At 40.8% G+C, this 16137-nt stretch carries 16 protein-coding genes and 1 other annotated feature; of the genes, 3 read left to right on the forward strand and 13 right to left on the reverse strand.

The features are described 5' to 3' along the window. Positions 1 to 504: 504 nt before the first annotated feature. The 9 genes from LQ226_RS14930 to LQ226_RS14970 form a co-directional block, all read right to left on the reverse strand. On the reverse strand, positions 505 to 843 hold the full coding sequence (locus tag LQ226_RS14930) for a rhodanese-like domain-containing protein (protein WP_231418761.1): 339 nt from the start codon (positions 841 to 843) through the stop codon (positions 505 to 507). Between the two features lie 22 nt (positions 844 to 865). Further along, positions 866 to 1171, reverse strand: a complete 306-nt coding sequence (locus tag LQ226_RS14935) for a rhodanese-like domain-containing protein (RefSeq protein WP_231418762.1) — start codon at positions 1169 to 1171, stop codon at positions 866 to 868. Between the two features lie 202 nt (positions 1172 to 1373). Then, the gene (gene leuS, locus LQ226_RS14940; protein WP_231418763.1) at positions 1374 to 3791 is read right to left on the reverse strand and encodes a leucine--tRNA ligase; all 2418 of its coding nucleotides are present in this window, start codon (positions 3789 to 3791) and stop codon (positions 1374 to 1376) included. A 73-nt stretch (positions 3792 to 3864) separates the two neighbouring features. Then, positions 3865 to 4081: a binding site (T-box leader), on the reverse strand. Between the two features lie 60 nt (positions 4082 to 4141). Continuing rightward, complete coding sequence (locus tag LQ226_RS14945; protein ID WP_231418764.1) at positions 4142 to 5089, reverse strand: DUF2705 family protein; 948 nt, start codon at positions 5087 to 5089, stop codon at positions 4142 to 4144. Next, on the reverse strand, positions 5082 to 5996 hold the full coding sequence (locus LQ226_RS14950) for an ABC transporter ATP-binding protein (protein ID WP_231418765.1): 915 nt from the start codon (positions 5994 to 5996) through the stop codon (positions 5082 to 5084). The genes LQ226_RS14945 and LQ226_RS14950 overlap by 8 nt, the downstream gene beginning before the upstream one ends. Further along, complete coding sequence (locus LQ226_RS14955; RefSeq protein ID WP_231418766.1) at positions 5989 to 6693, reverse strand: ABC transporter ATP-binding protein; 705 nt, start codon at positions 6691 to 6693, stop codon at positions 5989 to 5991. The genes LQ226_RS14950 and LQ226_RS14955 overlap by 8 nt, the downstream gene beginning before the upstream one ends. Next, positions 6694 to 7065: a GntR family transcriptional regulator gene (locus tag LQ226_RS14960; RefSeq protein WP_231418767.1), complete on the reverse strand. Its 372-nt coding sequence runs from the start codon at positions 7063 to 7065 to the stop codon at positions 6694 to 6696. A 3-nt stretch (positions 7066 to 7068) separates the two neighbouring features. Next, the gene (locus LQ226_RS14965; protein WP_231418768.1) at positions 7069 to 7851 is read right to left on the reverse strand and encodes a hypothetical protein; all 783 of its coding nucleotides are present in this window, start codon (positions 7849 to 7851) and stop codon (positions 7069 to 7071) included. A 129-nt stretch (positions 7852 to 7980) separates the two neighbouring features. Beyond that, positions 7981 to 8274 (reverse strand): DUF2524 family protein, encoded by a 294-nt coding sequence (locus LQ226_RS14970; protein ID WP_231418769.1) that lies wholly within the window; start codon positions 8272 to 8274, stop codon positions 7981 to 7983. 130 nt (positions 8275 to 8404) lie between these two features. Here LQ226_RS14970 and mnmM point away from each other — a divergent pair, with 130 nt between their 5' ends. Then, complete coding sequence (gene mnmM / locus LQ226_RS14975) at positions 8405 to 8965, forward strand: tRNA 5-(aminomethyl)-2-thiouridylate-methyltransferase MnmM (protein WP_231418770.1); 561 nt, start codon at positions 8405 to 8407, stop codon at positions 8963 to 8965. 87 nt (positions 8966 to 9052) lie between these two features. Here the strand turns inward: mnmM and LQ226_RS14980 are convergent, their stop codons facing one another. Both LQ226_RS14980 and LQ226_RS14985 read right to left on the reverse strand, forming a co-directional pair. After that, complete coding sequence (locus LQ226_RS14980) at positions 9053 to 10090, reverse strand: tetraprenyl-beta-curcumene synthase family protein (protein ID WP_231419044.1); 1038 nt, start codon at positions 10088 to 10090, stop codon at positions 9053 to 9055. 63 nt (positions 10091 to 10153) lie between these two features. Beyond that, a complete protein-coding gene (locus tag LQ226_RS14985; RefSeq protein WP_231418771.1) occupies positions 10154 to 10930 on the reverse strand; it encodes an alpha/beta hydrolase in 777 nt (258 codons plus the stop codon). A gap of 76 nt (positions 10931 to 11006) precedes the next feature. Here LQ226_RS14985 and LQ226_RS14990 point away from each other — a divergent pair, with 76 nt between their 5' ends. After that, positions 11007 to 11534 (forward strand): gamma carbonic anhydrase, encoded by a 528-nt coding sequence (locus tag LQ226_RS14990; RefSeq protein WP_231418772.1) that lies wholly within the window; start codon positions 11007 to 11009, stop codon positions 11532 to 11534. Positions 11535 to 11578: 44 nt separating this feature from the next. Further along, positions 11579 to 12463 carry a C39 family peptidase gene (locus LQ226_RS14995; protein WP_231418773.1) on the forward strand — a complete coding sequence of 295 codons (885 nt, stop codon included), beginning with the start codon at positions 11579 to 11581 and terminating at the stop codon, positions 12461 to 12463. Here the strand turns inward: LQ226_RS14995 and asnB are convergent. Beyond that, positions 12456 to 14363 (reverse strand): asparagine synthase (glutamine-hydrolyzing), encoded by a 1908-nt coding sequence (asnB, locus tag LQ226_RS15000; RefSeq protein ID WP_231418774.1) that lies wholly within the window; start codon positions 14361 to 14363, stop codon positions 12456 to 12458. The genes LQ226_RS14995 and asnB overlap by 8 nt on opposite strands. Before the next feature lie 297 nt (positions 14364 to 14660). Then, positions 14661 to 15863 carry a methionine adenosyltransferase gene (gene metK, locus LQ226_RS15005; protein WP_231418775.1) on the reverse strand — a complete coding sequence of 401 codons (1203 nt, stop codon included), beginning with the start codon at positions 15861 to 15863 and terminating at the stop codon, positions 14661 to 14663. Positions 15864 to 16137: the final 274 nt, after the last annotated feature.

Below are 16137 nucleotides of genomic sequence, written 5' to 3' on the forward strand. Positions count from 1 at the left end.
AGCCAAGATCAAACTCTCCATAAAATGTGAGTCTGCCTAGCATCAAAATAAATGATTACTGGCTTTAAAAATCAATTTAAAGACATTGACGTTACATGTTGTTTCGTTCAGTTTTCAAAGATCAAATGTAACTTGTCCTCTTGTCGAGGAAAGTAATTATATGTTATCACATGTCTTAACATGGAGTCAATGAAAAATTAACATTTTCTTAATGTTTTCTTTTGCTCAATGTTGACTGTGCTGTGCGTTATCGCGACAGCAAAAACAATATTGCAGCATAGACCGAAAAACGTCAACGCATTTTTAATATTTTTTAAGATTTTATTAATAGTAGACTTATAATGCTTAGAAATAATAGATCTCCTAGATCGTCTTAGCAGTATTTTATACCACAGAATCGAAAGCTTTACATTTCCCCGTCAACACGCCAGAGATAAAAATCATCCTCCGACTGCTTCATCCAAAATAATAGCCGCCATCCACAAAGGATAGCGGCGACTCTCTTTACATAGGTTGAATATAATAAACCGATTGTTGTTTCTTTTTTCGAATCATTTTAGCAGCCATTCTGACTCCTCTTAGATCGTCACTAACAAGAACAATCTCCTTAGAGCATTCAAATTGTTCCTTTAATGCTCTAGGTAAATAAGAAAGAGGAATATTCTCTGCTTTTGGATAAGGGCTGCGATGAGCAGACACATAGTCTCTTACATCTATTACACAATAATCATCAGAGATAGAATGTTGATCGATCTTCTTCATATAGAGTAGGGGTGAAATAAATTGTTTAGTAATGAAAAAAGCCAATAAAATAAAAAGCGCCGTAAGACCTAACGTTTCCATGCTGTTACCCCCTTGCTATTTCTCATATAACTTCTCCATTCCAATCGAGCATTCCGCCAGCAAGATTAGTGGCAGTGAAACCATGTTGAGCTAAGTATAAACACGCATTCATACTTCTTACTCCAGCTCGACAGACAATAATATATTCTTGATCTTTATGAAAATAATTTAATGAATCAGGAATTTGTTGAAGAGGAATATGCTTAGCAGATGGAATCATTCCTTGTGCAACTTCCTCATATTCGCGTACATCTATTATATGTGTACGGACATTATTTTTTAGCATAACTTCTAATTCTGATGCAGTTAATTCTTGCACTTCATACACTGCTAGCCCCCCTTTTTTCTTATGCACTGCCTAATTTTATATCATTTTTTCTTGAAGTCAAGAGATACGTTTATGGGTATTTATCCCGATAAGAATACTTTGTTTTAAGGGGTTTTTAAGACAAAATTAAAAAAGCACCTCTCCATAGAAGCGCTTGAATAGATAAAAAAGAGACTGCTTTTTTAGCAGCCTCTTTCTCATTCTAGTTTGCAACGATATTAACAAGTTTCCCTGGTACCGCTATGACTTTACGAACGGTTTTACCTTCAATCCATTCCTGGATCGTCTCATCTGCCATTGCTAGTTTTTCTAATTCTTCTTTAGAAGCATCTTTAGGGGCATTCACTTTAGAGCGTACTTTCCCCATGACTTGAAGGACAATCTCTACTTCGTCATCGATTAATTTCGCTTCATCGTGTACAGGCCATGCTTCATAGCTAATCGTTCCTTCATGTCCCAGAATGCTCCACAGCTCTTCTGCAAGGTGAGGGGCTACTGGTGATAGCAACTTCATAAACCCTTCAGCATACTGTGCGGGGATTTCGTTAGCTTTATAAGCATCATTAATGAAGACCATCATCTGAGAAATAGCTGTGTTGAAGCGAAGAGCCTCAAAGTTTTCCGTTACCTTTTTCACCGTCTCGTGATAAGAGCGTTCAAGGTCTGTGCTTTGGCTTTCCTTAACAACTTTTTCAGAGAGACGACCATCGTCAGTAGCAAATAAACGGTAGACACGATCCAAGAATCGACGAGCTCCGTCTAATCCATTTGTAGACCAGGCTACAGAGGCTTCAAGAGGTCCCATAAACATTTCATACAGACGTAGTGTGTCCGCGCCATGCGTTTCGACGATATCATCAGGATTTACAACATTCCCTTTAGACTTACTCATCTTTTCATTATTTTCCCCAAGAATCATACCCTGATTGAATAGACGTTGGAATGGTTCTTTTGTCGGTACCACACCAATATCGTAAAGGAATTTGTGCCAGAAACGAGCATATAGAAGGTGAAGAACCGCATGTTCCGCCCCGCCGATATACATATCAACCGGTAACCACTCTTTAAGTTTTTCAGGATCAGCTAGTTGCTCACTGTTATCAGGATCAATATAACGAAGGAAGTACCAGCAACTACCAGCCCACTGAGGCATTGTATTCGTTTCACGACGACCTTTCATGCCTGTATCAGGATCAACTACATTTACCCAATCTTCAATATTGGCAAGAGGGGATTCTCCTGTTCCTGAAGGTTTGATATTTTCCGTTTTCGGTAGTTCTAGTGGAAGATTTTCTACTTTTTCCGCCGTAACTGAACCGTCTTCCCAGTGAATGACAGGGATTGGTTCACCCCAGTAACGTTGGCGACTAAATAACCAGTCTCGAAGGCGATAAGAGGTTTTCTTTTCCCCTTTCCCTTCTGCTTCAAGCCAGTCAATTGCTTTTTGAATGGCTTCTTCCTTATCTAATCCATTCAGAAAGTCTGAGTTGATGTGCTTACCGTCTTCCGTGTAAGCCTCCTCTTCAACATTCCCACCTTCTACTACAGCACGGATTGGAAGATCAAACGTTTTAGCAAATTCATAGTCACGCTCATCATGAGCTGGAACGGCCATAATAGCACCAGATCCATAAGACATTAGCACATAATCCGCTACCCAGATTTGGATGCGTTCTCCATTTACAGGGTTCACGGCATATGCACCTGTGAAGACACCCGTTTTCTCCTTAGCAAGATCTGTACGCTCTAAGTCACTCTTCTTCGTCACTTCATTAAGATAGCTTTGAACTGCTTCTTTCTGTTCAGCCGTAACGATTTGTTCTACAAAAGGATGTTCTGGAGCCAACACCGCATACGTAGCACCGAATAGAGTGTCCGGGCGAGTAGTGAATACAGTGAACGTTTCATCGTGTCCATCCACATCGAAGTGAACGTCCGCTCCTTCTGATTTCCCGATCCAGTTACGTTGCATATCTTTAATGCTTTCAGGCCAGTCAAGCTCTTCAAGATCTTCAAGTAAACGATCGGCATAGGCTGTAATCTTAAGCATCCACTGCTTCATCGGTTTACGAATAACAGGATGCCCGCCACGTTCACTCACGCCGTCTACTACTTCTTCGTTGGCAAGAACGGTCCCAAGTGCAGGACACCAGTTAACAGCCACTTCATCTACGTAAGCTAGGCCTTTTTCATATAGTTTCGTGAAGATCCATTGAGTCCACTTATAGTAATTGGGATCTGTTGTATTTACTTCACGGTCCCAATCATAAGAAAAGCCAAGTGCTTGAATTTGGCGACGGAAGTTATCAATATTCTGCTTGGTAAATACAGCAGGATCATTCCCTGTATCAAGGGCATATTGTTCAGCCGGAAGACCAAATGCGTCCCACCCCATTGGATGAAGAACTTCATATCCTTGCATACGTTTCATACGAGAAACAATATCTGTAGCTGTCATTCCTTCAGGGTGCCCAACGTGCAGACCAGCTCCTGATGGATAAGGGAACATATCTAGTGCATAGAATTTGTCTTTATCACTACTGCTGTCAGCTTTAAAAATTTTCTCCCCAACCCAGTAGTCTTGCCATTTCTTCTCGATCGATTTATGATCGTATGCCATTCCTGTGACCTCCTAGAACTTGTACTGAATAATGTGATTTTCGGTTATAAAAAAATAAACCTCTCGCCCCAAACTCTGGGACGAGAGGTTTACAATACCCGTGGTACCACCCAAATTAGCGCCAACTGACGCTCACTCGAATCCTTAACGCGGAGTACGGCGAACCCTACTCATTCGTTCAGGATCGCAACATCAAAGGGGAGTTCATAAAGGCCAAGGATAGCTTCCACCAACCGCTACCTCTCTACGTTCTTGACACATTTACTACTAGTCCTTATCACAGTTATTCAGACCGTTTGTTATGATAATAAATTGTAAGCAATTCTTCCACCAATGTCAAGGCAGCCTGACTAAACCGCTATATCCCGCTTCTTGAACGAAATGTACGTAAGCACATGGAAGATAATCAAATAACTTATTATGATAAATAATGAAAAGGCAGGCGTAACGTCAAACAGCGGCTGCGTCAGGTGCTGTGCAAATTCATTGTGAGCGAACAAAAGATATTTGGCCCATTCATACCCTTGCAATAAATTCATGGCCGGATAAGTGGCAAATGATAAAAACATACTTAACCCAATTGCGAGTCCATTTGACCTAAAAAGAGTTGCGATCATAAAAGCAACCGTCCCCATTACTACTAAATTCACCATAGAATATACATACGCTTGGAGAACTTCAACAATAGCTGGCCACTCTGACACAGTCTCCCCGTTCCATGTTAAATACGTATAAGAATCAAATGGGAAGAAAAGTCCTGAAACTAGTGCACATACCAATAACAATCCTGTAATCGCTACGGAAAACAGCAGCACAGTCACATATTTACTATAAAGAAGCTTCCCTCGAGTTGCCGGGCGTATGGCTAGAAGTTTAATGGTTCCTTTCGAAAATTCATTCGCAATAATTCCGGAGGCAACAATAATGACGAATAGCACTAAGAAAGAAAAGAATAATACAGAATTGTTAACAGTAGACCAATAAGTCCCCCCTTCAAGCGGGGCTAATTCATGATCGATTCGATACTGCGCTAATTCTATTTGCTCTACAGCATCTTTATACTGATTTGAAGAAGGCGCCACTCCCTCTTTACGTGTTTCGTATGCACTAATCTGTTGTTGAAGTTGCTCTTCCCATGTAGGGGATTGGGCAGGGTTGTCGTTATTGCTATAATCCCACCTTAAGAGTCCAACGATTCCAAACACAGCTACCACCAATATAATGGCCATAATCCACGTACTTTTCCGCTGGAGTAATTTCATCCATTCATTACGAATTAAATTAAAAAAGTTACCCAACCTGCTCACCTCCGGTCACTTTAAGAAACTCATCTTCTAAGGTCGATTTCGTTTTCGCTATGCCATAAACCAGAACCCCTTCTTCTACGAGGGCTTTATTATACTGAGGCACTTCACTCTCGGGGATTGATAATAAAAGAGAACGTTCGTTAACCTCTCCCTCCACATTCTCAAACACTTCCTCGAGGACCTCCTTGGCACGAAGCGGTTGGTCAACCGTAAATGTCCAATTAGACGTGTCCGTTTCCTCTTTTACTGTTCGAACGTCAATCAGTTTACCTTTTTGTATAATTCCTACACGATCACACATAAGCTCAATTTCAGAAAGAAGGTGACTAGACACTAGTATACTAACTCCTTCATCGCGAGCAATTTTCCTTAAATAGGTGCGAAATTCACGAATCCCCGCAGGATCTAAACCATTTGTTGGTTCATCTAGGATTAAGAATTTAGGTTTATGAAGAATCGCTTGCGCTAAGCCCAGGCGCTGTCTCATCCCCAGGGAATACGTCTTCACTTTTTCATGAATACGTGAAGCGAGCCCAACCTGATCAACCACTTCTTGAATTCGATCTTTGGTGACTCCTTTATGCATACGAGAAAAGTGAACCAGATTCTTGTACCCTGACATGTAATTATATAACTCCGGATTCTCAACAATGGCACCGACCTGACTGATTGCTTCCTCATAATCTTCAAGTAAAGAAGTTCCTCCGATTACGACATTTCCGCCAGTCGGCTTCATAAGACCTACCATCATCCGGATGGTGGTGGTTTTACCAGCGCCGTTAGGACCTAGAAAACCAAATACTTCACCTTCATACAGATCAAGGTCTAAATTATGAATGATGGTCTTATTTTTAATATCTTTTCGCAAGCCCTTTAATTGCACCACAGAATCAGCCATCGATGTGCCCTCCTTCGTATAAATGTTCCATCCATCCCACAATGTCTCTTCCATTTGATCGAATATCGTCCACTAGTTCATGTCCAAGTACTTGGCCCTCTCTAATCACAAGAACTTCGTCTAGAACAGGTTCAATTTCTCTGATTTCATGAGTTGTAATAATCAAGGATTGTGCGTCAAGGTCCACAAAGCGGATCAAGCCTTTTACAATCGCATTCCTTACCATAGGATCTAAGCCAGAGAAAGGTTCATCCAATAAGATATAAGGAACTTTACGTGCCAAGGTAATCGTCATCTTTAAGCGTCCTTTATTCCCTTTGGATAACGTCTTTACCTTTTGGTCCTTCCTTAACTTCATAAATGACAGGATTTCTTCTGCTTTCTCTCGGTCTAAATCATTAAATTGAGAAGCAAAATAGTCAACCGCTTCTCCTACTGTAAAGAATGGATAGACATGATCAAGCTCTGACATATAGGCGACCATACGACTAATGCCTCGGTCCACTTTTTGGTCATCCACTGTAACCTCGCCACTTGTCGGGCGGAGTAAACCAGCTATAAGTTTCAGAGTGGTCGACTTCCCACTTCCATTCTCACCGACTACTCCTATCACCTTGCCCTTCTCTAAGTTAAACGTCACGTCACGGAGCGCTTTATGTTTTATATACCGCTTTGATACATGTTGAAATGAGATCATTTAATTTCCCTCCCCTTTCGCCTTCGCTTGAAGACCTTGTATCATTTCGTTTTCTGAAAAACCTAGTTGCTTCATTTCTGTTATGAACCGATCGATTTGACGTTCTTTCAGCTCTTCACGCAGCTGATTTAGACGCTTCTGATCCTCTGTTACAAATGTTCCTTGCCCTCTTCTTGACTCCACAATCGTTAATTGTTCCAACTCCCGGTATACGCGCGATACCGTGTTCGGATTAACCCCCGTATCAACCGCATATTCTCGAACAGAAGGTAATTTGTCCCCAGGCATACGATCTCCCCTTACGATTTCATTTGATAAGCGATCCATAAGTTGCTGATAAATTGGTCTGTCTTGTTGAAAATCAATCGGCATCGGTTACACCTCAACTTTTCGATCAAGAATATATGCAGCGACAAAGTAATAGAAAACGCTGAACAATATATTCACTATGTTTTCTCCGTAACTAAAAGGAACTGTTTCTAATTCATTGACGTTATAATTGTTATTGAAAAAATCATATATAGAAGGGAAGAGCTGACTTGGATCAACTTTGACTTCTGTCCAGGAATTGAACGTCATCATTAATCCCGAATCCAAAATCCAAGACTCCACCAACATAAGTCCAATAGCTAAAATCAAGACAAGGAGGAGTCCCCATTTCCCTGTATATTGATTCACCAACCGATACACGGACCAAAGCAGCAAAACAAAAACCCCTAATACTACAGCTTGATAAAAGATGTACCCATTAGCGATCAAAGCACCTTTTACCAAATCGCTAAAGATGAAACTCAATTCCCCAGAAGAGAAGAAGAGAAAAAGTAAAAGAGCGCTAAAAATAATCATGGACACTACCATAAACAAAGCCCCATTTAAGAACTTAGCTCCGAGCATCTTGTGAATTGATTGAGGAGAATGAAGCCAAATGTGTAGGTTTGACCCTTCTTTATTTAACGAAAACAATAAGTAACCAGCCAGATAAAAGATATGCAATGTAAGGATAATGACAAGCGGAATACTAATGAACGGCTCCTGACCTTTTGCTTTGAGCCACAAATAGACTACGGCCGTGATCAATACTCCTAGTGAAATTAACAGAGTATGAAACAGCCAAGATAATTTCCACTCCTTTTTCCAAAGCCCTTGAAATGCAGTCATAGTTAACTTCCTCTCATTATGAATTAGTGTACTAGTTGAATAGTACACTAATTCATAATGACCCGTCAATCCTTTTTTGGAAACTTTTTGAATAAAAAAGATCCTGCACTCATGTGCAGGATCCTTGACCTATTGCTGTTTGTATTCCCCTAAATCTTCATGATCTAAGATCATATCATTTAATACTTGTGTAACTTGCAGATGCAAACGGTGAAGTTGATCTTTTTGCTGATGGTTCGCACTATGCATCAGCTTTTGAATTTCAGTTTCTGCTTCTTCTAAGCCAAGTTGCACCTGGCTATATTCGTCACTTGGTTGATAACCGACTTGGTTTGCTTGTTCTAATTGTTCTCTGGCAGCTTCCATTTTTCTCTTTGCCACTTCTACCATATTTTCTATGGAATCACGTGTCGCCATCATCATCACCTCATTCCTATATTGTGCAAGAGGGCTATTCCTATGCATTTCAATTCGCTTTTGCTATTTATATATACGTGCTACAATTCATGATAGGAAAAGCTTCGAAGAACATCAGAAGAAGGAGATCTTATGTATGTTGTACCGTATTTTAGATTATGCTCATTACTTGTTAGAACAATCAATCGAGCCCGGCGAAACCGCTCTTGATGGTACAGCCGGAAATGGACACGATACTGTCTTTTTAAGCAAGCTGGTTGGTGAAAAAGGGAATGTGCTGTCATTTGACATCCAGGAACAAGCCATAGAATCCACTCATGACCGCTTAGTGGAACACAATATTTACAACGTTAATCTTATTATGGATAACCATGCTCATTTTAAGAAGTATATAGACGAAGACGCCGTCCTAGGTGGGGCAATTTTCAACCTTGGTTATCTACCCGGGAGTGATAAATCAGTCGTAACTGAAGCTGTTTCCACTCTTGAGGCCGTCCAAGGGATTCTTGAAAGACTCAAAAAGAAAGGGATATTAGTACTTGTCGTCTACCACGGGCATGAAGGTGGACAACAGGAAAAAGAAGCTCTTCTTAAATCCCTCTCAAAATTAGACCAAAAACAATACAATGTCCTGCGGTACGGATTTTTAAATCAAGTCAATACGCCGCCATTCATTCTGGCCATCGAGAAAAAATAAAACACAAAAGCGTGCCAGACACCCTTTAGTAAGGTAAAGGGTGTCTGGCACGCTTTATTATAGTAAAGCAAAAATAAAAACCGGCTCTTATGCGAGACCGGGCTTTATTTTGTGATAGAGCTTAGAATTCATATAGAAAAATTTAGCTTTTGTCCCGCTTACATTTAATAGCTCTTTTACTAATGGGCGAGCTCCTTGGAGTTTCTGGACCTTAGAATCAGCCAGATAAAGTCCAACAAGACCTTTTTGCACCATATGGTGGAAAGAGGAATGAGGAAGCGGGTTTACATGCTGTTTCGTTTGATCAATAAAATACAGGAAACGTTCCTTCATATGATCTTCATGATCATAATATGTACAGAAATTCAAGTCCCCTTCTTCGAGGTCTTCCTGTTGATCAATGTAGTAATCCAATAAGATATGAAGCCCCTGCATATACGGGAAGTATCCATCGTAGACTTGTGAAGCCACCTCTGGCGTTAAATGTTCACCATGCGCATAGGATACCAGGCAGAAGATGCCTAGCGTGGAGCCTGAACAAGCCGAAAATTCATACCAACTTAAGTCCTCCCATCGGTTCTGATAGTCATCAAACCACCTTTTCAAACGAGGGACACGTTCATCCATCTTCACATGTTTATGAACTTGCAAATCACAATACAAATCCGCTAATTCATATAAATAAGATTGAATCTGTTGATAATTTGATAACTGTCCAAGAAGGTTCTGGCAAGTCTTCACAAGATCTTGTAAGTATCCTCCATCATCCTTCTCTTCACGCTCTTTATAGTAGTCACGTATCGGATTCCCGGGCGTCAGGGCATCCCTCATCGAGAAGTGGAGTGCTCTGAAATCCTCAGGATCAAGGGAGGTACTCCGGTCACAGAGGTTGTCTAAGTAATCCGATATGGTTTGATACGCCACCACAAATTGAATGGCATTGTTTCGATTGTCTCCTGCTAAAATTGCATAAATCGAGCCACCCTCACAGTGGAATGTTTTGTCTTCAATTGAGTCGAGTGCTTGTTTACGAAGCTCCTCATTCGGAATCTGTTCAGCTCGATTTTTCCAATAACTTAATTCCCTGTGGACCTGAGGGAATATCTTCCGATAGATCGTAGCCATTAATGGAACGGCACGTTTTGGTATGGAAGCCAAAGGAAGCAACCTCCTTTTTATACAACTATTCTAAAGATGCATTTCTACAAACGATTTCGCATAGTGAAATACATCTTCTTTTTCAGGGTCATTAAAGATCTCATGATATAATCCTTCCCATTCTTTATAAAATTTTTCATGAATGTGGAGTGAATTAAACCATTTCAATGTCGCCTCTTTATTTACTATTTTATCATCCCCAGCTTGCATCACAAGCGTAGGAACATCTTGATAGGTGTCAATTTTGTTAAAAGCACGCTCGATCCCTTTTTCAAACTCCTTATACCAGCGTACAGAAACCTTTTTTAACATTAAGCGGTCTCCCTGGTCTCTTTTAAGAACGTCAACATTCCTCGTTACGTGTTCTGGATTCAAATTGCCGTTTAATTGTAACTTAGGCACCACAACATTCAATCCCTTAGCTACGACCTGAAGAGGTTTTGGAGGTGGGTTTTTTATGCCTAGCCCCGGTGATGAAAGAACGACGGCTTTCAAGGGCAACTCGTTTTCCTCCAGCAGCCGGATTGCAGCAAGTCCACCCATACTATGCGCTAGCAAGAAGATAGGTAAATTTGATTTCATCGCCTCGTTGATCCAGCTAGCAATCTCTTCTAAATACTCTTCAAAGTGGTCGATGTGCCCTTTGATCCCTTCATGATTCCCATGAGCCGGAAGGTCACCATAAACCACCTCATATCCCTCGCTCACCCAGCGGTTCGCCAAGTCATTATACCTACCTGAATGTTCGAAGGCTCCATGAACGATGACTATAATCCCTTTAGCATCTTCTACGGTAATATGCTTCATCCAATCATCCTCTCCCCTATAGGGTGCTGTCATTTGTTATACTTATAATATCAACACAATCGAACGGAGGATTCAAATGATCTACCCTTATAAAGGACATATGCCAACCATTCATGAAACGGCCTATATTGCTGATGACGTCATCATTACTGGAGATGTCACAATAGAAGAAGAAGCAAGCATCTGGTTTAAGACCGTTATAAGAGGTGACGTCGATCGGGTGCATATTGGCAAGCGTTCAAACATCCAAGACCAAAGCATGCTCCACCAAAGCCCCGGGAAACCGTTACTCATTGAAGACGATGTCACCATTGGTCACCAAGTCATGTTACACTCAAGCATCATTAGACAAAACGCCCTAATCGGTATGGGATCGATTGTTCTCGATGGGGCTGAAATCGGAGAAGGTGCCTTTATCGGTGCAGGAAGTTTAGTCCCGCCTAACAAAAAAATCCCTTCAAACACCCTTGCATTTGGACGCCCTGCTAAAGTTATTCGAGAATTAACCGATGAAGACATTAGGGATATGGAACGAATTAGAAGAGAATATGTGGAAAAAGGACAGTACTATAAAACGACCACCCCCAGTCGTCCAAATCTCTAAAACCAACCTTTGAAAGTCTCATTTATTAGGAGGCGTTTGCTTTTATGTATGTTCTGCTATTTTCCACTTCTGTGGTTCTAGCTGTACTCCTTTGGACAGTCAGCCAAAAACAAACCTCTTATAAACGTTTATTAAAATGGTATAGTGCCCTTTTTGTGATCTGCTCCTTAACTCTAGGGACATTCACCGTTCAGAAACATAAAGATGACATAAGAGAATCTGTCCAAGGCTTGTGGAAAGAAACCTCCAAGGTTCAACACGTATCAGCTAATCAAAAGAACACAGAAGATGGAACGATAAAGAACCCTCTAATTGAACAATACCATCTTAAATCAGAAGTGCATATCGATGTCGAAGCGGTCAATCAGTACCCTGAACTACCAAGGGGATGCGAAGTCACCTCTTTAAGCATGCTTTTACAACATCACGATTACGACGTAGATAAAATGACGTTAGCCAAAAAAGTTCAAAAGTCTGAACAAGCCTATCAGAATATCGACGGTCAAATTCATTTCGGTGATCCTAATGAAGGGTTCGTTGGTAACATGTACAACTTAAGTGAACCTGGATTTGGCGTTTATCATAAACCGATTGCCAAACTTACACGCCAGTATGCAGGAGACCGTGTAATTGATTTCTCAGGAGGAAGTTTCTATGAGATCCTCGAGCATCTAGATGACGGACATCCCGTTTGGATCATTACGAACACCCTTTACCAATCACTACCTGATTCTTATTTTGAACAGTGGATAACTCCCAACGGAACCAAACGGATTACCATGAAAGAGCACTCCGTTGTAATAACAGGTTATGATCAAGACTTTATGTATTTCAATGATCCCTTAACAGGTAAAAAGAAAAAAGCACCCAAAGACGACTTTAAAGAAGCCTGGGTGCAAATGGGAAAGCAAGCAATTACCATTAAGTAATGGTAAGCTTGCTTTTTGTTTGGTCTTCACTAATTAATTCTTCGATGGGAAATTTCCGTTCAACGAAGATTTGATGCCAGAGCATAAACATCAATACCGTCCATATTTTACGAGAATAATCTCCCTTTCCTTGAACGTGGTCTTCAAGCAACTTAGAGACAGCCTGCTTATCAATCAAATGATCTGTCTCACTTTCCTGAATAAGGGTTTTTGCCCATCCGTTCAATTCGTTCTTTAACCAGTGACGCATTGGAACAGGGAATCCTAACTTCTTACGGTCAAGGACATGGTCAGGAACAATTCCACGTGAAGCTTTACGTAAAATGGACTTTGTCGTTCCATCAGCAATCTTCATATCAACCGGAATTTCACGTGCTACATTAAAGACTTCTTTATCAAGGAATGGAACACGAAGCTCAAGGGAATGAGCCATTGTCATCTTATCAGCCTTTAGTAAGATATCACCGCGCATCCATGTGTGAATATCCACATACTGCATCTGGTTTACAGGGTGATAAGCATCTGCGTTTTGATATAGCGAGCGTGTAAGGGATTGGTAGTTCGCATGTTTATGATAATCTTTAAGAAGCTGCTGCTTCTCCGCTTCTTCAAACATCTTCGCATTCCCAATATAGCGCTCACGCAACGGGGTCGTGCCTCTTTCTAAGAAACTTTTCCCTTTTACGCCTTCTGGCATAACCTTAGCAACACGAGAAAGCAAGCTCTTTGCCATACCTGGCATTGAGTCAAACATCTTCAAGGATTCAGGTTCTCGGTAAATGTTATATCCTCCGAATAATTCATCAGACCCTTCACCAGAAAGTACAACGGTCACATGCTTTCTCGCCTCACGTGCTACAAAATAAAGCGGAACACAAGCTGGATCCGCTAAAGGATCATCCATATGCCACATGATTTTTGGAAGCTTTTGAACGTATTCTTCTGGTGTAATGATGTAAGAATGATTCTCTACACCAAGTTTCTCAGCTGTTTCTTTGGCCACATCCACTTCAGAAAAGCCTTCACGCTCAAACCCAACGGAGAACGTTTTTAAGTTCGGGTTGAACTCGCGCGCCATAGCAACAATAATTGAAGAATCGATTCCTCCGGATAAGAACGATCCAACAGGCACATCACTTCGCATATGCTTGTTGACTGAATCGTACATCACGTCCTGAATACGTTTAATCCATTCACTCTCGCTTCCTGCCACCTGAGTAAAAGTAGCATGCCAATAACGGTGGAACTTGATCGTTTTCCCTGGCTTTTTCACGAAATAATGACCAGGCTCTACTTTAGATATTCCATCTGTCAGTGTAAGAGGTTCCGGAACATACTGATAACTTAAATAATGTTGCAATGCTTCTGTGTTAACGAGCTCATTCTCCTGAAGGAGGGTGATGCTTTTCTTCTCAGAAGCGAAATAAGTGCCATCACTTTGTTCACTATAGAACAATGGTTTAATGCCAAATGGGTCACGTGCACCGTAAAAGGTTTGCTCTTCCTTATCCCATATTAAAATAGCGAACATACCACGAAGGTACGAAAAAGCTTCTTCTTGTTTAGCTTTAAATAAGGCCGCTATTACCTCTGTATCCGATTCTGTTTCAAATGTATACCCTTGCTTTTGAAGGTCTTCACGAAGCTCTACATAGTTATAGATCTCCCCGTTAAACACCATCCAAATCTTTTCGTCATCATAACTTAGTGGTTGATGACCGCTTTCTATATCAATAATACTTAAACGACGAAAACCAAAAGATATGTAATCATCATGATAATACCCTTCATCATCTGGGCCACGATGAGTAATAATGTCGTTTCTTCGCTTAAAAGACTGTTTTTGTTCTTCATCTACTGGAGATGGAACGTCTCGAATGACACCAATAAAACCGCACATACGAAGATCCTCACTTTCATTCACACTTTGATGTTTCAGTTTATCACAAAATGGTTGTAATTGTCAGAGACCACTCGATATCCTTCTCACCGAGCTGGTTTCCATACAAAACTACATGCATGCTTCACAATTATTCGTTTTACCCGTAAATTTATCGTCGGTAACGCTTAAGTTAAAATTATACCATGATTCCGACAGACTCTCACATTTTATCATGTTTTCACCGGACAAAGGACATGAGATTATCGTTCAGAACAAAAAAAGCATGGAACTGCCAGGCAATTCCATGCTCTTACGTTATTTAGAAGTCAATAATTGTTTTAGGTCCTCTGCTTTATCCGTTTGCTCCCATGGGAACTCAACGTCTGTACGACCGAAGTGACCATAAGCTGCTGTATCACGATAAATTGGACGGCGTAGGTCTAACATTTTAATGATGCCAGCTGGACGAAGATCGAATTTCTCACGAACCGCTTCAACTAACGTCTCTTCTGAAACTTTCCCTGTACCAAATGTGTTAATAGAAATGGAAACAGGTTGAGCCACGCCAATTGCGTAAGCTAACTGAACTTCACAAGAATCTGCTAATCCTGCAGCGACTATATTCTTCGCTACATATCTGGCAGCATAAGCTGCTGAACGGTCAACTTTCGTTGCATCTTTACCACTAAATGCTCCACCACCGTGACGGGCATATCCGCCGTAGGTATCCACGATAATCTTACGGCCTGTTAAACCAGCATCCCCTTGAGGTCCGCCGATTACAAAGCGACCAGTCGGATTAATGAAATATTTAGTTTGCTCATCAAGTAGTTCTGTCGGAACAATCGGAGCAATGACATGTTCTTTTAAATCCTTTTGAATTTGTTCTAGTGTTATTTCTGGGTGATGCTGAGTGGAGATGACAATCGTGTCAATACGAACAGGTTGATCATGTTCGTCATACTCTACGGTAACCTGAGTTTTACCATCAGGACGAAGGTAAGGAACGGTTTCATCATTGCGCACGTCAGACAAACGTTTCGCCAGTTTATGAGCTAAAGAGATTGGAAGTGGCATTAGTTCAGGAGTTTCGTTATTTGCATAACCAAACATTAACCCCTGGTCTCCCGCACCAATATTCTCAATTTCACGATCAGTCATTTGACCTTCTCGTGCTTCAAGCGCTTCATTTACTCCTGCAGCAATATCAGGTGATTGTTCATCAATTGCTGTTAATACAGCACACGTTTCTGCATCGAAACCATATTTCGCACGCGTGTAGCCAATATCCTTAATCGTATTACGGACAATTGATTGAATATCCACGTACGTATTTGTTGAGATTTCCCCTGATACAAGAACTAACCCTGTTGTAACAGTTGTTTCACATGCTACGCGAGCGTTAGGATCATTTTTTAAGATTTCATCTAGTATAGCATCAGAAATTTGGTCACAGATTTTATCCGGATGCCCTCCTGTAACTGATTCTGATGTAAACAAGCGGCGATTTGCAGCCATTCCCTCAAACTCCTCCTTTAAAATACTCTTATCTTTGAGACGGAACTCATCACCCAGCTATCTATCTCAGTAAAATAAACCAGCAGGTTGTGCACTCCTTAATTACAGGAAATAGCATCACTTCAAACCAACATACCGGTATTTATTCATATATTATAAACGAATGAAAAATCTACATGAGAAAACCTCGAAATCCGCTAAATATAGCAAATGCCGATGATTTACCATTATACCTTTAAAGCTTTAGAAACTTTTGAAAGTATAAAAAATCCCT

The sequence above is a fragment of the Pontibacillus sp. HN14 genome (assembly GCF_021129245.1).
In the GTDB taxonomy this organism is placed as follows: Bacteria; Bacillota; Bacilli; order Bacillales; family BH030062; genus Pontibacillus.